19 protein-coding genes are annotated in these 18974 nt (G+C 64.8%); 16 read left to right on the forward strand and 3 right to left on the reverse strand.

The genetic code is table 11. The features are described from left to right. Nucleotides 1–187 precede the first annotated feature (187 nt). The 3 genes from O987_RS09890 to O987_RS09900 all read left to right on the forward strand — a co-directional run bounded on the left by O987_RS09890 (nt 188) and on the right by O987_RS09900 (nt 2189). On the forward strand, nt 188–964 hold the full coding sequence (locus tag O987_RS09890; protein WP_043371984.1) for a DUF2285 domain-containing protein: 777 nt from the start codon (nt 188–190) through the stop codon (nt 962–964). 83 nt (nt 965–1047) lie between these two features. Beyond that, on the forward strand, nt 1048–1329 hold the full coding sequence (locus tag O987_RS09895; protein WP_043376313.1) for a helix-turn-helix transcriptional regulator: 282 nt from the start codon (nt 1048–1050) through the stop codon (nt 1327–1329). A gap of 26 nt (nt 1330–1355) precedes the next feature. Further along, nucleotides 1356–2189, forward strand: a complete 834-nt coding sequence (locus tag O987_RS09900) for a replication initiator protein A (RefSeq protein ID WP_043376315.1) — start codon at nt 1356–1358, stop codon at nt 2187–2189. A gap of 162 nt (nt 2190–2351) precedes the next feature. On the opposite strand, the gene O987_RS29650 is transcribed toward O987_RS09900, so the two are convergent. Continuing rightward, nucleotides 2352–2480, reverse strand: coding sequence for a hypothetical protein (locus O987_RS29650; protein WP_255446750.1), 129 nt, complete (start codon nt 2478–2480; stop codon nt 2352–2354). Here O987_RS29650 and parA point away from each other — a divergent pair. The 8 genes from parA (at nt 2479) to O987_RS09940 (ending at nt 10604) form a co-directional block, all read left to right on the forward strand. Beyond that, complete coding sequence (gene parA, locus O987_RS09905) at nt 2479–3117, forward strand: ParA family partition ATPase (RefSeq protein WP_043376318.1); 639 nt, start codon at nt 2479–2481, stop codon at nt 3115–3117. The two genes, O987_RS29650 and parA, sit on opposite strands and share 2 nt — an antisense overlap. Next, nucleotides 3114–3398 carry a hypothetical protein gene (locus O987_RS09910; protein WP_043376321.1) on the forward strand — a complete coding sequence of 95 codons (285 nt, stop codon included), beginning with the start codon at nt 3114–3116 and terminating at the stop codon, nt 3396–3398. The genes parA and O987_RS09910 overlap by 4 nt, the downstream gene beginning before the upstream one ends. Continuing rightward, a complete protein-coding gene (locus O987_RS09915) occupies nt 3395–3928 on the forward strand; it encodes a DUF2840 domain-containing protein (protein ID WP_043371986.1) in 534 nt (177 codons plus the stop codon). The genes O987_RS09910 and O987_RS09915 overlap by 4 nt, the downstream gene beginning before the upstream one ends. Next, nucleotides 3925–4524: a S26 family signal peptidase gene (locus O987_RS09920; protein WP_043371988.1), complete on the forward strand. Its 600-nt coding sequence runs from the start codon at nt 3925–3927 to the stop codon at nt 4522–4524. The genes O987_RS09915 and O987_RS09920 overlap by 4 nt, the downstream gene beginning before the upstream one ends. Nucleotides 4525–4972: 448 nt before the next feature. Next, complete coding sequence (locus O987_RS09925; protein ID WP_043371990.1) at nt 4973–6949, forward strand: relaxase/mobilization nuclease domain-containing protein; 1977 nt, start codon at nt 4973–4975, stop codon at nt 6947–6949. A gap of 215 nt (nt 6950–7164) precedes the next feature. After that, on the forward strand, nt 7165–8508 hold the full coding sequence (locus O987_RS09930) for a ferric reductase-like transmembrane domain-containing protein (protein WP_003056168.1): 1344 nt from the start codon (nt 7165–7167) through the stop codon (nt 8506–8508). Between the two features lie 14 nt (nt 8509–8522). Then, entirely contained in the window at nt 8523–9188 is a 666-nt protein-coding gene (locus O987_RS09935) for a response regulator transcription factor (RefSeq protein ID WP_003056167.1), read from the forward strand. 87 nt (nt 9189–9275) lie between these two features. After that, nucleotides 9276–10604 carry a sensor histidine kinase gene (locus O987_RS09940; RefSeq protein WP_235214388.1) on the forward strand — a complete coding sequence of 443 codons (1329 nt, stop codon included), beginning with the start codon at nt 9276–9278 and terminating at the stop codon, nt 10602–10604. 13 nt (nt 10605–10617) lie between these two features. Here the strand turns inward: O987_RS09940 and O987_RS09945 are convergent, their stop codons facing one another. Both O987_RS09945 and O987_RS09950 read right to left on the reverse strand, forming a co-directional pair. Then, complete coding sequence (locus tag O987_RS09945; RefSeq protein WP_021028154.1) at nt 10618–11325, reverse strand: VIT1/CCC1 transporter family protein; 708 nt, start codon at nt 11323–11325, stop codon at nt 10618–10620. Between the two features lie 41 nt (nt 11326–11366). Then, nucleotides 11367–11918 carry a cytochrome b gene (locus tag O987_RS09950; protein WP_033460303.1) on the reverse strand — a complete coding sequence of 184 codons (552 nt, stop codon included), beginning with the start codon at nt 11916–11918 and terminating at the stop codon, nt 11367–11369. Between the two features lie 321 nt (nt 11919–12239). Between O987_RS09950 and O987_RS09955 the strand changes: the two genes are divergently transcribed. Genes O987_RS09955 through O987_RS09975 form a run of 5 tightly spaced genes read left to right on the forward strand, consistent with a single transcriptional unit; the run spans nt 12240 to nt 18953 of the window. After that, the gene (locus tag O987_RS09955) at nt 12240–13463 is read left to right on the forward strand and encodes an efflux RND transporter periplasmic adaptor subunit (RefSeq protein WP_043376323.1); all 1224 of its coding nucleotides are present in this window, start codon (nt 12240–12242) and stop codon (nt 13461–13463) included. A gap of 13 nt (nt 13464–13476) precedes the next feature. After that, complete coding sequence (locus O987_RS09960; RefSeq protein ID WP_043371994.1) at nt 13477–16572, forward strand: efflux RND transporter permease subunit; 3096 nt, start codon at nt 13477–13479, stop codon at nt 16570–16572. After that, nucleotides 16569–16889, forward strand: a complete 321-nt coding sequence (locus tag O987_RS09965) for a DUF3240 family protein (RefSeq protein WP_003056157.1) — start codon at nt 16569–16571, stop codon at nt 16887–16889. Before O987_RS09960 ends, O987_RS09965 begins: the two co-directional genes overlap by 4 nt. Beyond that, nucleotides 16886–18184: a TolC family protein gene (locus O987_RS09970; protein ID WP_230391045.1), complete on the forward strand. Its 1299-nt coding sequence runs from the start codon at nt 16886–16888 to the stop codon at nt 18182–18184. The genes O987_RS09965 and O987_RS09970 overlap by 4 nt, the downstream gene beginning before the upstream one ends. Beyond that, entirely contained in the window at nt 18165–18953 is a 789-nt protein-coding gene (locus O987_RS09975) for a phosphatase PAP2 family protein (RefSeq protein ID WP_227472611.1), read from the forward strand. The genes O987_RS09970 and O987_RS09975 overlap by 20 nt, the downstream gene beginning before the upstream one ends. Nucleotides 18954–18974: the final 21 nt, after the last annotated feature.

Below are 18974 nucleotides of genomic sequence, written 5' to 3' on the forward strand. Positions count from 1 at the left end.
CCGCCGTGACATTTTTTGGCTCATGCGGCCGTCGCATTCGGACGGATTTCGCAATGCACCGGAGCCCATCGGTCTTGACTACCAATGGTTACAGCCTGCCCCGATTCTGATGATGTTTTGACCTTGATGCGATAGCTCCGCGTTTCTCGCCGTGGCGGCGTTCCTGAATTCGACAGGAGCTTTCGTCATGGTCGATCCTCACCATCTTGCGCACTGGTATCCCACCGCCGCCTACCTCTACGTCTTGTGGCTGGATGCGCTCGCGCTGGCCTGGGAGTACCTGCGCCGTCATCCCGATTACCGGCTCGACTGGCTGCGCCAGCATCGCCGGCCACAAGCCGCACAGCAGGCGGCGCATCGCTGGGGCTTGCGCCTGTTGGAAGACCCGGCCTTGGATGCGCGCGACGCGCATCCGGCTTGGCTGCCCGGCCATGCCGGCGTGGTGCAGCTCTATCCCGATGCCGATCCGCCGTCCGACGCTGTGACCTTCGCGTTCTGGCGTATCCCCGGCCACAAGCAGCTGCTGCATGACGGCAAAGGGCTGGCGCTGATCGCGCTCCGCCCCGGCCAGTGCCTGCGCTTCGTGCTGGCGCATGGCCTGGAAGACGGCATGGCCGTGGCCTATGCCCATCGCGGCGGCGCTACCGCACCTGCGCGCGGTCATGTGCCTGGCGCAGCCCTGGCCGATACCAAGCCCAGGCCAACGCCTGCCGCGCTGCTGGAGTTGCACACCCTACAGGCGCTTGACGCGACCCTGGCGGGCGCGTCCTTGCGCGAGGTGGCCGAAGGACTGTTCGGTGCAGATACCGTGGCCGCTGACTGGCACGCCGATGGCGACCTGCGCGCCCGCGTGCGGCGTCTGGCACGGCGCGGCGATGCGTTGATGCGCGGCGGCTACCGCCGACTAGCACAGCTTCCGCCGTTTGAGAAGGGACGTTTTGAAGGGGACGCAAAACGTCCCTGAGCAGGAGAGCTTCGTTTTCTGAGACTGCCTCCATCCGGTTGCGCTGTGTGGCCGGAGCTTCAAAACCGATGGAGGTTCACACCATGCGTCCCGCTCCCTTGCGGCCTGCCGCCACTGTCTCGACCGCTGCCGCGCAGCCGCAGCGTTATCTCACCAACGACGAAGCCGCCGAGTACCTGCGGCTGTCGCCGCGCACGCTGGAGAAGCAGCGCGTGATCGGCGGCGGCCCGCGCTTTCGCAAGTTCGGCCGGCGCGTCATGTACGCCGTGGCCGACCTCGATGCCTGGGCGGCCGACCGCAGCTTCGAGACCACTTCCGATCCCGAGTACGCCGAGCACCATGCGGCGGACAGCCGTGCGCGCTGATCGGCGGTGCGCGGGTGGGCTTCGCCATGTCCAAACCCTCGCAGGAACGCGAACAGCTCGATCTGTTCCGCGCCCTGCCGGGCGACATGGCGCCGCGCGACAGCCAGGATTTGATGGCCTTTCCGTTCTTCTCGCTGGCGAAGTCGCGGCGCACGGCGCTGATCGACTTCCGCGCCAGCGGCATCACGATCCGCGTGGAGGGCACGCAGGAACACGGCATCGCCACGATCTGGGACGCGGACGTGCTGATCTGGGCGGCCTCGCAGATCGTGGAAGCCCGCGACGCGGGGCTGCGCGCGTCACGACTCATGCAGGCAACGCCCTACGAGATCCTGCGCTTCATCGGGCGCGGTACGTCGCTGCGCGACTACCAGCGCCTCAAAGCGGCCTTGGACCGCCTGCAATCGACCACGGTGGCCACGTCCATTCGCGAGACGACCGGGCGGCGCCTGCACCGCTTCTCGTGGATCAACGAGTGGAAGGAGCTGGCCGATGCCAGCGGTACGCCGCTGGGCATCGAACTGATCCTGCCGGACTGGTTCTATGGGGGCGTGCTGGATGCGGCACTGGTGCTGACCATCGACCCGGCGTACTTCCGGCTGACGGGTGGCATCGAGCGATGGCTGTACCGCCTGGTGCGCAAGCATGGTGGACGGCAGCCGGGCGGCTGGCAGTTCGATTTCCAGCACCTGTATCGCAAATCGGGCAGCGTGGCGCGGTACTACGACTTCGCCGCCGACCTGCGGGCGCTGGTGGCGCGGCAAACCTTGCCCGGCTACCAGTTGGGAATCGAGTACGTATCCGGGATTTCCTCGCCGCTGCTGACGTTCCGGCCCGTGCCGCAAACGGCACGGGGATAACTACGGCAAAGCCTGTGGATGGGCTCGTGCTATCAGGCAACAAAGGTATCGTGCTATCAGGCAACGAATCCTCGTGCTATCAGGCAACAAAATCGGCCGCAAACCCGCGCCAGCATTGGGATTGCGCGTCCTCTAACTTCCCTAACTTAATTTCTCTAACTTTTAGTAGGGAAACGCCGCTGCGGTGGACAACCACCACGCGGCCACAAACGGCAGGCAAAACCAGCCACCAGCCGACAGGTTTTGCAGGCCGATCAATGCAAGGCTTTCCAGCATGGAGGGCCGCGCCATGATCGTCGCTCTGCTCAACCAGAAAGGCGGCGTGGGCAAGACCACGCTCGCCACACACATCGCCGGCGAGCTGGCGATGCGCGGCCAGCACGTCGTCCTGCTGGACGCCGACCCGCAGGGTTCATCGCTGGACTGGACACAGCGCAGAAGCCAGCAGGGTTTGCCAAGGTTGTTCAGCGCCGTGGGCCTGGCACGCGAAACGCTGCATCAGGAAGCACCAGAACTCGCCAGGCGGGCCGATCACGTCGTCATCGACGGCCCGCCACGCATCGCGGCACTGGCGCGCTCCGCGCTGCTGGCGGCCGAGCGCGTGCTGATCCCCGTGCAACCCAGCCCCTACGACCTGTGGGCCAGCGCCGAGATGGTGGCGCTGATCCGCGAGGCCCAGGTGTTCCGGCCTGCGCTGCGCGCGGCCTTCGTCATCAACCGGCGCGTCAGCACCACGATCATCGGGCGCGAGGCGCGGCAGTCGCTGGCCGACCAACCGCTGCCGGCGCTGCGCGCCGAGGTTCGCCAGCGCATCGTCTTCGCCGACAGCGTGGCCGCCGGTCGGCTCGCACGCGAGACGGCGCCGGACAGCGCCGCCGCGCGTGAAATCACCGCGCTGGTGGACGAACTGCTGCGGTGGCCGACATGACCGAGAAGCCGCCACCGAACAGCAGACGCACGGCAAAGCGCGTCGGCATCGGCGCGCGTCCGCCCGCGAATCCGCACGCCGAGGCGTGGATTCGCCAAGGCGACGCCGATGCGCTCAACAAGGGCGACCTCTACACCGCCCGCCTGACCCTCGACATCACGCCCGCGCTGCGCGCGCGCATCAAGGTGTCGGCCTTCACGCAAGGCGTGACCGTGGCCGATCTGCTGCGGGGCCTGCTGGAGCGGGAGTTTCCCGAGCATCGCAGGGAGAACACCCCATGACCGCATCCGCTTCGCCTGCCGCTGGCGCGGCTACGGCTGCGCTCGCAGCTCCTTCCGGCCATCCTGCCAGGGCGCCGCTGACGCGCGTGGCACTGGCCTACATCGAACCGCGCTTCAAGCTCTACCTGCGCTTCGGCGAACCTGCGCGCACGCACCAGCTCGACCGCTGGCGGCGCTGCGCCGTGTTCCTGCCGGGCGCGATGTTGTGCCGCATCCGCTGGCAGGCCAACGACTACGGCACGATCCGCTGGCAGCTCATGGTGATGCAGGCTTGCACGCCGCTCGATGCGGCGCAGCGCATTCCCGGCGTGCAGCCGGGCGCACGCCTGCTGCTGCACGCCGAGGGCGAGAATCAGGTGCGCGCCGTGCTGGAGCGCATCGACGCCATCGAGGCGCTGGGCATCGCACCTGTCGGTGCCTCGCCCGCGTACTGGCGCACGCTCGCCAACCGGCTCGCTGCGCGCCTGCCGCTGCCCGAATACACCGCCGAGCGGCACGCCGCCTGGCTGACCGGGAGGGCCCTGCCATGACGCTTCCATCCGCCGTTGCCGGTGCAGCGGGCATTCCGCCGCGTCCTCACTCGCGCCTGCGCGCTCGCATCGTGCTGGCGGGCCTGTCCGCCTGCGGCCTCGCTGCGCTGGCCTGGGCGTCCTTCGTGCATCCGCTGCCGCGCCTGATCTACAACCCGTCCGACAGCGTGGCGGTCGGCTGGTATCGCGTCGATCCGCAGGGCCACGGCACCGACTCGCTGCCACGTCCTTTGTCCGTGGGCAGCATCGTCCTGACCACGCTGCCGCCAGATGCCGCCGCGCTGGCCGCGCAGCGCGGCTACCTGCCGGCGCGCCTGCCGCTGCTCAAGCGCGTGGGCGCCGTCGCGCCGCAGGAAGTGTGCATCGCTGGCGACATTGTCCGCATCGACGGCGTGCCTTCGGCCGCCGTGCTGCCTGCCGACCGCTGGGGCCGGCCTCTGCCATCCTGGCAGCAATGCCGCCGCCTTGAACCCGGCGAACTGTTCTTGCTCAGTGTGACCAACCCTGCATCGTTCGACAGCCGGTATTTCGGGCCGGTCAGCGCATCCGCCGTGATCGGCGTCGCGCATCCGGTCTGGCTGGAGTCCCGCCCATGATGGCCGCCGACTCGCTGCACGTCGCCGTGCATCTCATCGTGCCATCGGGCGTGTCGTTCTGCCGTTCGTCGCCGTGTCGTCGCGCGTGCAGTGCGAGCGCATTCGCGCCGCACTTCGCGTTGCCTTCGGCGCAGCCATCCAACGTGCAGGCGTCTTGCCTCGAACGCGCCCGGCCTGCGGCCGTGTCCGCGTTCGCCGGCGCGCTGGCTGCTCGCGCAGCAGCGCCGCCGGGCCGCCGCTGCCCGGAGCGCCAGCGAGGGGCAAAGGCGGAAGGCAAGACAAAAGGGGGCGGCACCTGTCGGCCCGCAAAGCCAGTCTGCACGTGGGGGGGGCGAGGCACGCAGCGGCTTTGCCGCCGTGCCGCTTGGGGCGTGAGGCACGCACCGATACAGGCATGTCCGCGTGCTTCGCACGCCCGGACACGCCAGAGTTTGCAGGGAGCGCAGGCATGACCAACCGCCGCGACGATGATTTCCGCATCCGCCCCAGCGCACCGAAGAACCGGGGCCAGGGCTTCGTATCCAAGGTGCTCCAGCAGGCAGGCAAGGCCAGCGGCGGCAAGTCCACGGTGCGCCGTCCTGGCGGCAGTGGCAAGGGCACCGGCCAGCGGCCCGGATCGCGCCTGGGACGCGGCCACACGGCGGCGCGCTTCGCCGGAGCGAAGCTCACGCCCATGTCGCGGCGCGTGACCATCAAGACGCTGCTGGTCAACCAGCGCCAAGCCAGCCCGCAGTCGCTCGCCAAGCACCTGCGCTACATCGAGCGCGACGGCGTGGGCCGCGACGGCGAACCGGGTCGGGCCTATGGGCCGCAGACCGACGAAGCTGATCTGAACGCATTCAAGGAGCGCTGCGCCGATGATCGGCACCACTTTCGCTTCATCGTTTCGCCCGAGGAAGGGGCCGAGCTGGAAGACCTGCGCACCTACACGCGGCACCTGATGGGACGCATGGAGGCCGACCTGGGCACGCGGCTGGAATGGGTGGCGGTCGATCACTGGAATACCGACAACCCGCACACCCACCTGATCGTGCGCGGGCGCGACGACACCGGCAAAGACCTCATCATCGCGGGCGACTACATCACTGATGGTTTTCGTCATCGCGCCGCCGAGCTGGCGACCGAATGGCTGGGGCCACGCACCGAGCTGGAGATCCAGCAGACCTTGCAGCGCGAGGTGGAGCAAGAGCGGTGGACTAGCCTGGATCGCACGTTGAAACGCGAGGCCGGCGAGGATGGCCGGGTACAGATCGAACGCTTCAACGAACCGACGTTGCAACGCCAGCGCCTGCTGCTGATCAGCCGCCTGCAACGCTTGCAGCACCTGGGCCTGGTCGACGAGACGCAGCCCGGCAGTTGGGCCGTCCATGCCGATGCCGAGAAGACCTTGCGCGCCCTGGGCGAGCGTGGAGACATCATCCGCACCATCCAGCGGGCCATGAGCGGCCAGCCGCGCGAGCTGGCGGTGTTCGAGCCGGGCGACGATGGCCGAACTATTCTCGGCCGCGTAGCCGCGAAGGGGCTGGCCGACGAACTGCGCGACCGGGGCTATCTGGTCATCGACGGCGTGGACGGCAAGGCCCACTACGTCGCGCTCAATGCCCGCGACGAGCTGGCGAACTATCCCAGCGGCGCCGTGGTGGAGGTGAAAGGATCGGCCGACGTGCGCGCGGCGGACAAGAACATCGCCGCGCTGGCGAGCGATGGCTTGTACCGTACCGACCATCACCTCGCCATCGCCCAGGGGCAGGCCGTGCCCGGCCGCGATCCGCAGGAAGTCGTCGCGGCCCATGTCCGCCGACTGGAAGCCTTGCGCCGCGCCGGCATCGTGGAGCGTGTGGCCGAAGGTCTATGGAAGGTGCCGGACGATCTGCCCGAGCGTGGCCGTCAGTACGACGCGCAGCGCCTGGGAAGCGTGGCCGTGGAACTGAAATCGCACCTGCCCATCGAGCGGCAGGCCCGCGTGATCGGGGCCACCTGGCTCGACCAGCAACTGATCGGCGGCGGCTCGGGCCTGGGCGACCTGGGCTTTGGCGGCGAGGCCAAACAGGCCATGCAGCAGCGCACCGACTTCCTGGCCGAACAGGGGTTGGCCGAGCGGCGCGGGCAGCGCGTGATCCTGGCGCGCAACCTGCTGGGCACGCTGCGCAACCGGGAGCTGGCGCAGGCCGCGAAGGACATTGCAGGCGAAACGGGCCTGGAGCATCGGCCCGTGGCCGACGGGCAGCGCGTGGCCGGCATCTACCGGCGCAGCGTCATGCTCGCCAGCGGGCGCTACGCGATGCTTGATGACGGCATGGGCTTCTCGCTGGTGCCGTGGAAGCCGGTGATCGAACAGCGATTGGGGCAGCAGCTTTCCGCGACGGTTCGCGGCGGCGGGGCGTCCTGGGAGATTGGGCGGCATCGGGGGCCAACCATTTCTTGAGTCAAGGTAAAGCCACAAGCCGGTGGGCAAAATTAGATTTTATCCATAGATGGGTGATCAATCCAAAGCGTTACCAAAGGTTGGGATGTCAAAATTAGAATTATCTGTAATTTCGGATACACGGCCACATTCAAAGGCACGCTATCGCGTATATGGATTGATGGTTTCCGACCAGTGCCGCATGCGCCTTCCGCAGAATTTGGGGCAAATCCACGATGAAGAGAATAATTTGGACGTTCTGGTTTTTTGCGCTGGCATTGAGCGCTTTATGGCTTTTTACCGATACGCTCTGGCCTGCACAGTCCAACTACTTCGCCCTGCGAACGGTATGGATTCAATACAGCGGCGTACTGGCCATCGGCGCGATGTCCGTGGCGATGATGTTGGCCACGCGCCCGGCGTGGCTGGAGCCCAGCTTGAACGGACTGGACAAGATATACCGCCTGCACAAGTGGCTCGGCATCGCTGCTCTGGCCGCTGCAACAGTACACTGGCTGTGGGCGCAGGGTACTAAATGGGCCGTAGGCTGGGGCTGGCTGACGCGCCCCGCGCGCAAGCCCCGCGCAACGGCTGATTCAATGGGCTCCATTGAATCGGCGCTGCGTGGCTGGCGTGGACTGGCCGAGGACTTGGGCGAATGGGCCTTCTACGCCGTCGCCGTGCTACTGGTGCTGGCTTTGGTTAAGCGCTTTCCCTACCGGCTGTTCGCCAAGACGCACCACTGGATGGCAGCGATCTACTTGGTGCTGGCCTTCCACACCTTGGTGTTGGTGCAGTTCTCCTACTGGGCCCAGCCCGTGGGCTGGGCTTTGGCTATGCTGCTGGCGAGCGGCACGGTATCGGCGGTGTGGGTGCTGCTGGGCCGAGTCGGTGCGCAGCGCACCGCGCACGGTGTCATCGAATCGCTGCAGACCTACCCTGCGCTGAACGTGCTGGAAACCACCCTGCGGATGGACCCGGGCTGGCCCGGCCACCGGCCCGGACAGTTTGCCTTCGCCATGTCCAACCCGAAAGAAGGCCCGCACCCCTACACGCTAGCCTCAGCCTGGGTGCCGGAAGACCGGCGCATTACCTTCATCACCAAGGCGCTGGGCGACCACACCCGCCGGCTGCCTGAGCGCCTACGGGTAGGCGACCAGGTAACGGTCGAGGGGCCTTACGGCTGCTTCACTTTCGACGACGAGAAGGCCCGCCAGATCTGGATCGGCGCCGGCATCGGTATCACGCCATTCATTGCGCGCATGAAGTATTTGGCGCAGCATAAAGGCCAAGACGCACGCCCGGTCGATTTGTTTCATCCTACGAGCGACGTTGATCCGCAGGCCATCGAGAAACTGCGCGCCGACAGCCAGGCGGCCGGCGTTGTGCTGCACTTGCTCATCGACAAGCAGAACGGTCGCCTGACGGGTGAACGCCTGCGTGCCATGGTGCCGGGTTGGAAAGACGCCAGCGTCTGGTTCTGCGGCCCCACGGCCTTCGGCCGCGCGTTGCGCGCCGACCTGCTGGCCCAGGGGCTGGAGCCGGAGGCGTTCCACCAGGAGCTTTTCGAGATGCGCTGAATGGAAGAAAGCACATGCGCGTATTGATCGTGGAAGACTCGCAAACGCTGGCCGAAGCCCTGAGCCAGAGCCTTCAGTCGGAAGGCTATGCCTGCGATACAGCAGCCGATGGCGTGTCCGCGCTGAAGTTTCTTGCCAGCTACCGGTACGACGCCATCATTCTGGACTTGATGCTGCCCCGGCTGGACGGCTTTGGCGTGTTGCGCGCATTGGGCCGGGAGGCCCATGCCGCACCGGTGTTGGTGCTCTCCGCGCGCGAACTGCTCGACGACCGGGTGCGGGCCTTGGATGCGGGTGCCGATGACTACCTGACAAAACCCTTCGAGCTAGCCGAACTGCTGGCTCGCCTGCGGGCGCTAGTACGGCGTCCGCCGCAACGGGACGTTCCAGTTCTGCGCCACGGCGATCTGGAGGTCGATCCGCGCTCGCGCATCGCGAGGTTCAAGTGCATTGATCTTGGGCTCACGCCGAAGGAGTATGGACTGCTCGACTTGCTGCTGCGTCGGCGCGGCGCCACGCTGTCGCGCTCGCAGATTTTTGAACATTTGTACGACAGCCGCAGCGATGCATCGGACAAAGTGGTAGAGGTGATCGTCAGCACCTTGCGAACCAAGCTTGCCCTGTGCGGCCTGGATGAACTGATCGTGACACGCCGTGGCTTCGGCTACATCCTGCCCTGAACGATGGTACGTCCCGATTCCGAAGCCCTTTCTGATGCGAGTCAAGGCGGATCCTGGTCCTTGCAGCGGCGGCTGGCTGCCAGCTTGGTGATCTGCATTGGAGGAACCTTCGCGATCCTGTTTCCCGTCCTCGACTACTGGATTGACCACGAAATCTATCGACGGATGGATACCACCCTGATGCAACGATCAGCGGCGGTGGGGCGCGTGCTGCAGGAGTTGGATGCGAGAAAGCTCGAAAGCCTCATGCCGGAATATGAGCCTGGCGGGCATACCGAGTTCTTCACGGTCTTCGATTCGCAGACCCACCGGGCCTTGCTACGCTCTCCCAGCAGTGCAGGCGCCGAGCTATCGCTTGGCCCGGTGGAGCAAGGCACCCCGCGCTATTACGACGTGACACTTCCGGATGGCCACGCGGGCCGCGCGCTGGCGACGCGCGTGTCGGTAACTGGAGAGAGGTCTCAGCTATTAGTCGTCGCAACAGAACGCCGGGATTGGGATCAAACCGAGCGGCGCATCCACTTTGCGCTCTTGGGCGGTATTGTGCTGGCAACGCTGCTAGCGACGGGCCTGGCGCTGCTCATGGTTCGGCATATCGTGGTCATGCTGGAGCGGGTCGGCGAGCAACTGGCCGATCTGCGTTCGGATCGGCCGATTGCGCGGATCGGAGCGGACTTTCCCCGTGAACTGCGTCCATTTGCCGAAGCCTTCAATCAGGGCTTGCATCACCTGTATGTGGCCATTGTCCGCGAGCGCCGCTTCTCCCGCGATGTGGCCCACGAGTTGCGCACGCCCCTGGCGGAAATCCGCATCAGCGCAGAAAGCGCTTTGATCGATGCCGACCCGGCCCGAATCCAGCGCGCCCTGAATGCAATGATCCAGGCCAGTTCACGCATGCAGCGCAGTGTGGACACTCTGCTGTTGTTGGCGCGACTTGAGTCCGGCCAACACACAATGGCGCTGGATCCTCTGGATCTAACTGCTTTGCTGCGAGAGTTGCTGGCGGGACTTAACGTCCAGCAAATGGCACCCAAGTCACCCATCCGCGTGACTTTGCCTGAATCGGCATGGGTGCAAAGTGATCAGGGCGTGATCGAACGCATCGTCTCCAACCTCTTGCGCAATGCCATTGAATACGCGCCCGAAGGCGACGACATTCAATGCGGGCTGGAGCGCGAAGCTTCCGGCTGGATGTTGACCATCGTCAACACAGCTCCCAATTTGCTGGCATCCGATCTGGATCAATTCGGCCTTCGCTTCTGGCGCAAGGATTCCGAAGGTGGCACGGCGCACCACGCCGGGTTGGGACTTGCACTGGCCCTGGCGCTCGCGCATGCCATAGACCTGCCGCTGGCGTTCTCACTGGACAACGGTCGGCTGTCCGCGCGGCTTGGCCCTTGGCCAGCGCTGCTCTGAGATTGACGCAGATTTACACCGCGGTGCCGAACATGGCTCCCACGCCCGCTGTCACCGCCATGGCAAATGTGCCCCAGAACGCGACGCGCAGTGCACTTTTGAACAGCGGCGTACCACCCACGGCAGCAGCCGCAGCGCCGAGCAGGGCCAGGAAGACAATCGCCGTCGCGACGATCCAATAGAGCAGGCTCTGCTCCGGCGCCAACAGAACCACGGCCAGCGGCATGGCCGCACCCACGGCGAAGCTTCCAGCGGACGCCATGGCGGCTTGCAGCGGGCGAGCGCTCAAGGTTTCAGAAATGCCCAATTCATCGCGCGCGTGCGCGCCCAACGCATCATGCGCCATCAATTGCGTGGCGACCTGATCCGCGAGTCGATGATCCAGGCCACGCCGAACATAGATGGCCGTGAGTTCGCGATGTTCGGCTTCCGGACTGTTCTTCAGTTCATCACGTTCCCGCGCCAGATCCGCCTTCTCCGTATCAGCTTGTGAATAGACCGATACGAATTCGCCTGCAGCCATGGACATGGCACCGGCTACCAACCCCGCGATGGCCGTGGTCATGATGCTGGCATGGCTTGCATGGGCCGCAGCCACGCCTGCAACTAGGCTGGCCGTGGAAATGATGCCGTCATTGGCACCCAGAACAGCTGCGCGTAGCCATCCGATATGTTCAGTGCGATGACTTTCAGGGTGAGCGCGATGATGAAATTTTGTCATTGAAAAATCAAATCCATGTGAAGCAGCCCAAGGCCAGCAGTTCAGGTGCGATGACCGGGAAGCATGCGAACCAGTGTGTTGTCACGCATGACGTAGTGGTGCAACAGCGCCGCCATCGCATGCAATCCGATCAAGACATAGCCCAATGTCGCCAGCGCCTCATGGACATCCTTGAGTTGGCGCGACAAAGCAACGTCGGTGCCGATCAGAGAGGGAACGGGCAAGCCAAACAGAACAATCGGCTTGCCCGCCGCACTCAAGGTGAGCCATCCGAGCAGCGGCATGGCGAGCATGAAGCTGTAGAGCGCATAGTGCATGCCATCGGCGAGCGTGGCCTGCCAGCGTGGCATGGGTGGTTGGATCGCGGGCTTCACGCCCGCCTGGATGCGCACCCCGATACGGATCACGACGATCACCAGAACGCTGAGGCCCAGCAGGTAGTGCAAGGACTTCATGGCGTCTCTCAAGGCTCCCTTGGGTGCCAGTCCGCGCAATTCCATGCTCGCATAGACCGCAATGATGAGAATCACGGTCAGCCAGTGCAAGCCTATGACCAAGGGACTGAAACGGTATTCGGAATTCTTGATGTCCATGGCGCATGGCCCCGATGTTTGAGATGGCAAAAAAGCGAACCGCTGGCTATCCTGGCTATCGGATCAAGTGACTGAGAAGTCAACTTGCCGGCAGCTTGTGGCTCAAGACAAGCGGTTTTTTTCTGAATAGATCGTACAGAGAAAATTTCGCTTTCTCCAAAGCTTTCTCAAAGCTTCACCGAAGAACATGAGCTGATCTTTACAAGAGATCGACCGCATGTTTCGCCTCATTAACCTCGCGCACCGCTTCATATGCGACGAATTTTCAATTCGCGCTGTGTGCTCTCTACTCTGCTCTACGTCATTTGGGGCGGCACAAGCATGAGCTTCCCGACCTTGAAAGCGGCGGGCACCTCCAGCCGAACCAAGACCTTGGCCCTGTCCGCCGTCGGTGTGGCAGTTCTGGCTGCCGTAGGGTACGGCTGGTGGGCTTGGGCAACGCAGCAGACAACCGTAGCCGATAAAGACGCGAACGAAGCCGTCGCCCAGCCGAGTGCTGGCAGCGTTCAGCTCAACGCCGCTCAACTCCGCGCGCAGGGCGTGGAAACCGCCATCGTCAAGGACGCCGCAGCAATACCGCTGGATGGCTTGCCCGCGCAGACCGTGGCACCGCTCTCGGCCAGCGCGCAGGTTGTGGCACCCTATGGCGGTGTGGTGACGCGCGTTCTGGTCGATGAAGGTGCCGCAGTGCGCCAAGGACAGGCTTTGGCGCGCATCCAGAGCAAGGATGTTCTGGCGGCGCAAGCCGATCTGGCGCGTGCCCGCACGGACGCGACCGCAGCCGCCACGCAGGCCAGGCGCGATGCTGCCCTGCTCGCCGAGGGCATCATCCCCGCCGCGCGCAACGAGCAAACTCAGGCGCGCGCAGCGGCTGCGCAAAGTACGTTGCAAGAGGCCAATGGCGCCCTCGCACGGCTTCGACCCGTTAGCGGCGGGCAGGCCGGCGAGTATGAATTGCTGGCGCCTTTGTCCGGGCGGGTGATGCGTCGTCACCTGAGCCTCGGGCAGGCGGTCGCGCCGCTCGACATCGCCTTTATAGTGGCTCAGCCTGGCCCGCTGGATGTCAGCGTCGCGGTTCCGCTGCGCTGGCGCTCAGATCTCCACCCAGGCTTGGAAGTGCGTCTTCCCGATGGCACGATCGCTCGCGTGACGGCTGTTGGTGGCGACACTGACCTCAGTAGTCAGAGCCTGCGGGTACGTGCCCGCGTCGATGCAGATCAGGCAGGGGCAGACCGCTATGCGGCCGGGCAGCAGATCAGTGTCGCGCTGTTGCTGCCAGCACCGCAGGGCACCTTGAGCGTGCCATCGGCCGCACTGCTGCCAGCGGGCAGCGCCCACGTGGTCTACGTTGCTGAGCCGTCATCGCAAGACAAGCAAGGCGACCTACGCGTCCGCGCTGTTCCGGTGCAACTGCTGGGGCAAGACGAATCAGAGGCGTCAAGCGCCGTGCGTGCAGTCTCGCCAGACACTGCGCCGCTTGCGGCAGGCATGCAGGTCGTCGTGCGCGGTACGGCACTGCTCAAATCCATGATTCCATTGCAATGAGGGGCGACCACGCATGTTGTCCCGTCTGATTGAATTTTCCCTGCGCCAACGTGCGCTGGTACTGCTTGGCGTGCTGGCTTTGGCGGGTGCGGGCCTAGCGGCCTTCCTGCAACTGCCGATCGACGCCTATCCGGATATTTCCCCCACGCAGGTCAAGCTGATTATCAAGGCTCCTGGCATGACGCCTGAGGAGGTGGAGTCGCGCGTGATCACGCCGCTGGAGATGGAGTTGCTCGGCGTGCCCCGGGGCGTGATGTTGCGCTCCACGGCCAAGTACGCCATCGCCGACATCACGGTGGACTTTGCCGAAGGCAGCGACATCTACTGGGCGCGTCAGCAGGTGGCTGAACGCTATGCCGGCGTTTCGGGCAGCCTGCCCGAAGGCGTCAGCGGCGGGCTGGCGCCGATTTCGACACCGCTGTCGGACGTGTTCATGTTCACCATCGAAGGCGGTGGCCTCACGTTGAGCGAGCGCCGCGCCCTGCTGGACTGGACGCTGCGCCCGGCCCTGCGCACGCTGCCCGGTGTTGCTGATGTCAACGTGCTGGGTGGAGAAGCCAAGAGCTTTGCTGTGGTGCCGGATCGCGCACGGCTTTCCGCTGCGAGCCTCAGCTTCTCTGATGTCATCACGGCGATCGGCCGCAACAACCGCAATGACGGTGCGGGCCGCCTGGATGCAGGCGAAGACACGCTGATCGTGCGCGCCGAAGGCGCGATCCACACTTTGGACGATTTATCCCGTCTGATCCTGCGCGCGGGGGCCAATGGTACGGCCCCAGTTCGCCTGGGCGACGTGGCCCAGGTGCGCATCGAAGGCGTGACGCGATATGGCGCCGTCACCCGGGACGGCGCGGGCGAAGCGGTGGAAGGCATCGTGGTGGCGCTGCGCGGGGCCGATGCCTCGGCGCTGGTCAAAGCCATTCGAGCCCGGCTGGACGAGGTGACTCCCAGCCTGCCGCCCGGCGTCAAGGTGGTGCCGTTCTATGACCGCAGCACGCTGATCGAGCGCGCCGTGGGCACGGTGGAAAGCGCCTTGCTGGAAGCGACGGTACTGGTCGTTATCCTGCTGCTTCTGTTCCTCGGCGAGCTTCGCGCCGCGCTGGTTGTGGCGGTGATGGTGCCTTTGGCGGCACTGGGCACCTTCTTGCTGATGCGTCTGGTCGGCATGAGCGCCAACCTGATGAGCTTGGGGGGCCTCGCGATCGCCATCGGCATGCTGGTGGACGCTGCCGTAGTGGTGGTGGAAAACGCCGTCAGTCGGCTCGACCCGCACGCGCCCAGTGCGCACCAGCCGCGCCTGCACCGCATATTCGCCGCGGCGCGCGAGGTCGCCATGCCTGTGGCCTCGGGCATCCTCATCATCTGTCTGACCTTCATGCCCCTGCTCACACTGCAAGGGTTGGAAGGCAAACTGTTTGTGCCGGTGGCGCTGACCATCGTATTCGCCCTGGGCGTCTCGCTGCTGCTGTCGCTCACGCTGGTGCCGGTGCTGGCCTCGCTGCTGCTCAAGGAACATGCTCACACCGAGCCGTGGGTGATGCGCTGGGCCACGCGCCTGTACCAACCGCTGCTGGAGGCTGCGCTTCACCACCCGCTACGCGCATCGGCGGTCGCCATCGCGGCCCTGGCATTGGGTGTGGTGGCCTACCTTGGCACGGGCAAGGCGTTCATGCCGACGATGGACGAGGGCGATATCCTGCTGCAACTGCAAAAACCCCCGTCCATTGGGTTGCAGCGCTCGCTGGAGATTGACCTGGCGGTGCAGAAGGCCATCGGTGCGGCGGTGCCCGAGGTGCGGCACAGCATCGGGCGGGTGGGCTCCGACGAGCTGGGGCTCGACCCGATGGGCCTGAACGAAACCGACCTGTTCATGCAGCTCGCACCGCGCAAGGATTGGCATGCAGCCGACAAGGACGCGTTGAGTGCCGAGATACGCAAGGTGATGGATGCCTTCCCCGGCCTGGAATTCGGCTTTACCCAGCCCATCGAGATGCGCATCTCGGAAATGCTCACCGGCAGCCGGGGCGACGTGGCCGTCAAGCTGTTCGGCCCTGACCTGCAAACACTGGGCGATCTGGCGCAGCGCATGGCCGCTCGCATCGAGAAAGTGCCCGGTGCGCGCGACGTGCTCACCCAGGCCAGCGACAGCGTGGAATACCTGCAGGTGAAGGTGGATGCGCAGGCGGCGGGGCGCGCCGGGCTGGCCGTGACACAGGTTCAGGACGAGTTGCGCGCGCAACTCGAAGGCGTTCCGGCCGGGCTGGTGATTGAGCCGGACAGGCGCACGCCGATCGTGGTGCGCGGCGACGCCCGCCTGCGCGGCTCGGCCGAGCGCTTCAAGGACTTGCAGCTCGCCCGCGGCGATCAGGGCGAAATCCCCTTGACCTCGCTGGCGCGCATCGCCACCACTGATGGCCCCGTGCTGGTGCGGCGCGAGAACGGCTCGCGCTTCGCGCTGATCCAGTCCAGCGTGAGCGGGCGCGATCTTGTCGGCTTCGTGGATGAAGCGCGCGCCGCCGTAGCGCGCGACGTGCCGCTGCCGCCCGGCTACCGCGTCGAATGGGGCGGGCAGTTCGAGAACCAGCAACGCGCAGCGGCCCGCCTTGGCATGGTGGTGCCGGTGGCCCTGGGGCTGATTTTCTTCGTGCTGTTCATGACCTTCGGCTCGGTGCGGCAGGCCGCGCTCATCCTCGGCAACGTGCCGTTTGCCATGGTCGGCGGCGTGGCGGCGCTGTGGCTGTCGGGGCAGTACCTGTCGGTGCCTGCTTCGGTCGGCTTCATCGCGCTGCTGGGCATCGCCGTGCTCAACGGATTGGTGCTGATGACGCACTTCAACCACCTGCACGCGCTAGGCCTGCCCATGGAACAGGTGGTGCGCGAAGGTTCGCTGCGACGGTTGCGCCCCGTGCTGATGACGGCTTCCATCACCGCCTTTGGCCTAGTGCCCCTGCTGCTGGCCAGTGGCCCTGGCTCTGAGATCCAGCGCCCACTCGCCATCGTGGTGATTGGCGGACTGGTCAGTTCCACTGCGCTGACCCTGGTCCTGCTGCCGGTGCTGTACCGGCGATTCGGCCAGGCCATCTCCTCACAACAAGGAGTCCACGCATGAACGGATTGAAAGAAGCGCAACTGGTGCGCCTGAATCTGGTGTTTCCACCCACGCTCGAAGACGCCGTCACCGATGCCCTGATGGCCGACCCGGTGCTGCCAGGGTTCACCCTGTTGCACGCCGAAGGGCATACCGGCGACTTCGCGCGCGCGTCCATTCGCGAGAAGGTTCGCGGCCGTGTGGATCGGCGCGTCATTTGGGTGTTGATCGAATATGAACAACTGGAACAGGTCCTGGCGCATCTGCGCCAGCGCATCGCGTCTAGCGATGTCCGCTGGTGGGTGGAGTCGGTGTTGGCAAGTGGAAGACTGGTATGACGAGTAAAAACAAAGGATGCAGCCTGGTACTACCGACTGGTGCCGTCATGGTGGCTATCGCGGCTTTGACATTTCATCCCGCGCAAGCGCGCGCCGATGATCTTTCGTGGCTGCCTGCGCAGGCGCAAGTCGAAGCGGCGATAAAAATCCAGCCGGTCGTGAATGCCGCAGCCGCTCGCTTGGACGCGGCGGCCGCCACGCAAAGCGCCCTTGAAGCCGGTAGCCACGAATTTGAACTCAGTAGTGGCCTACAACGTCGCAACGTGACCAACGAAGCGCGTCGCTACAACGAATGGGAAATCCAGCTCAGCCGTGCTGTTCGCTTGCCAAACAAGGCGCGTATAGATCGGGACATCGGCAGCCGCACCCGTAGGGTGGCCGATATGCGCCTTGAAGATGCCGAGCACCAAATGGCAAGGCGACTGTTGGAAGTCTGGGCCGGATGGCTGCGCAGTTTCGTCGTAGCCGACGAGATGCAAGCTCAGGAAAAGTTGCTTAGACGTGAGCAGGAAGCAATGGCCCGCCGCGTGGCCCTGGGCGATGCAGCGCAGCGGGACAGCGACGTTCTGCAAGCCGAACGCGCGATGCTTGCAGCCCAGGTTAGCGCTGCGCGCGACGCAGAACGGGCAGCACGACAAACGATGGTGATCGAGTTCCCGGGCATTGAGACTCCCGCGCGGCCATCCACGCTGCCAGATCCCGATCCTTTGCCGGGCGGGGTACAGGAGTGGCTGGCGCGAATTGTGCGACAAAGCGTCGAAATCGGCATTGCCGATGGAGAGGCAGCGCGCCTTGCCAAGGTGGCCGAGCGAGCTCGCGCCAACCGCACGCCCGACCCCACAGTCGGGGTACGGATGATGTCTGAACGCGGTGGGACGGAACGTGTCATTGGCGTTGTCCTGACGGTGCCATTTGGCACTGACTATCGCAGTGCAATGGCTGCCACGGAAAGCGCCAACGCAGCTGCCGCAGAGGCAGAGGCGCTCGGCGTGCGGCGCGCGGTGGAGCAAAGTGCGTGGGTAGCCGCGCAGGCAGCTGAAAGTAAGCGCACGCAGTGGCAGTCATTCGCGCAGGCGCTGGCCGCGCAGACCACGGCCAGCAACCGCACGCGGCGAGCTTGGGAACTGGGAGAGGCCCCCTTGGCCGAATACCTCTTGACGTTGCGAAACCTGCGCCAGACACGCCTCGGTGAGGCACAGGCTCGCATCGATGCGCTGCAAGCGTCAGCACTGGTGCGTATCGATGCGCATGCGCTGTGGCATTCGAAGGGGGCACATGCCGATGCCCCTCAATGAATCCCGACTACTGGGCAACGCCCCACTATCCAACGCACCATTCGCACCTCGATTCTTAATCACTCATTTAGCGCTACCAGCGGGTGCGGCGCTGATCATCAGCAGTCTATTGATGGATGGCGGTGGGGACTTCTGGGTCGCCGATCATCTCTATCGCTTGCAGGGCAGCCGATGGGCTTTGCGGGATGCCTGGCTAACCAGCAACCTGCTGCATCGTGGTGGGAAGAATCTTTCCACCTTCCTGGCAATTGCGGTTGCAGCAACGTGCATCTGGGCTTGGAGAAAAAAACGTAGCAACAAATGCTCGGCATACCTACGCTGGCCGCTACTGTATCTTTTTTGTGCGTACTTGATCGGGGCACTGACGGTTTCGGCGCTGAAATCGTTCACTAACATGGATTGCCCCTGGAACTTGGTGCGCTATGGCGGAGCGCGAGTGTTTGTGGGCCTGTTTGAAACACGCCCGCCCGGTATGCCGCGCGGTGTGTGCTTTCCCGCAGGGCATGCAAGTGCCGGATATGCATGGGTCAGCCTATATTTCTTTACCTTGATGGTTCGTCCTGCCTGGCGTTGGATGGCCTTGGCTGCAAGTTTGATGATAGGTGCCATCTTTGGATGGACCCAGCAGGTGCGCGGAGCCCACTTCCTTTCCCATGACTTGTGGACGCTCCTGATTTGTTGGGTCGTTGCCTTGGGTCTTTTCATGGTCTGGCAACGCTGGTTTGTTGATGGCTCAGGCGATGTCTATTCATCGGGGTTCCAAGCATGAGAACTTTCAAACAGGCTCTCG

The organism is Comamonas testosteroni TK102 (assembly GCF_000739375.1).
GTDB classification, from domain to species: domain Bacteria; phylum Pseudomonadota; class Gammaproteobacteria; order Burkholderiales; family Burkholderiaceae_C; genus Comamonas; species Comamonas brasiliensis.

Bases quoted from the DNA above. Each gene is read 5' to 3' on its own strand.
- parA (WP_043376318.1), top strand. From the start codon at position 2,479: ATGATCGTCGCTCTGCTCAACCAGAAAGGCGGCGTGGGCAAGACCACG.
- O987_RS09920 (WP_043371988.1), top strand. From the start codon at position 3,925: ATGACGCTTCCATCCGCCGTTGCCGGTGCAGCGGGCATTCCGCCGCGT.
- O987_RS09895 (WP_043376313.1), top strand. From the start codon at position 1,048: ATGCGTCCCGCTCCCTTGCGGCCTGCCGCCACTGTCTCGACCGCTGCC.
- O987_RS09915 (WP_043371986.1), top strand. From the start codon at position 3,395: ATGACCGCATCCGCTTCGCCTGCCGCTGGCGCGGCTACGGCTGCGCTC.
- O987_RS09965 (WP_003056157.1), top strand. From the start codon at position 16,569: ATGAACGGATTGAAAGAAGCGCAACTGGTGCGCCTGAATCTGGTGTTT.
- O987_RS09970 (WP_230391045.1), top strand. From the start codon at position 16,886: ATGACGAGTAAAAACAAAGGATGCAGCCTGGTACTACCGACTGGTGCC.
- O987_RS09900 (WP_043376315.1), top strand. From the start codon at position 1,356: ATGTCCAAACCCTCGCAGGAACGCGAACAGCTCGATCTGTTCCGCGCC.
- O987_RS09935 (WP_003056167.1), top strand. From the start codon at position 8,523: ATGCGCGTATTGATCGTGGAAGACTCGCAAACGCTGGCCGAAGCCCTG.
- O987_RS09950 (WP_033460303.1), bottom strand. From the start codon at position 11,918: ATGGACATCAAGAATTCCGAATACCGTTTCAGTCCCTTGGTCATAGGC.
- O987_RS09960 (WP_043371994.1), top strand. From the start codon at position 13,477: ATGTTGTCCCGTCTGATTGAATTTTCCCTGCGCCAACGTGCGCTGGTA.
- O987_RS29650 (WP_255446750.1), bottom strand. From the start codon at position 2,480: ATGGCGCGGCCCTCCATGCTGGAAAGCCTTGCATTGATCGGCCTGCAA.
- O987_RS09955 (WP_043376323.1), top strand. From the start codon at position 12,240: ATGAGCTTCCCGACCTTGAAAGCGGCGGGCACCTCCAGCCGAACCAAG.
- O987_RS09925 (WP_043371990.1), top strand. From the start codon at position 4,973: ATGACCAACCGCCGCGACGATGATTTCCGCATCCGCCCCAGCGCACCG.
- O987_RS09975 (WP_227472611.1), top strand. From the start codon at position 18,165: ATGCCGATGCCCCTCAATGAATCCCGACTACTGGGCAACGCCCCACTA.
- O987_RS09930 (WP_003056168.1), top strand. From the start codon at position 7,165: ATGAAGAGAATAATTTGGACGTTCTGGTTTTTTGCGCTGGCATTGAGC.
- O987_RS09910 (WP_043376321.1), top strand. From the start codon at position 3,114: ATGACCGAGAAGCCGCCACCGAACAGCAGACGCACGGCAAAGCGCGTC.
- O987_RS09945 (WP_021028154.1), bottom strand. From the start codon at position 11,325: ATGACAAAATTTCATCATCGCGCTCACCCTGAAAGTCATCGCACTGAA.
- O987_RS09890 (WP_043371984.1), top strand. From the start codon at position 188: ATGGTCGATCCTCACCATCTTGCGCACTGGTATCCCACCGCCGCCTAC.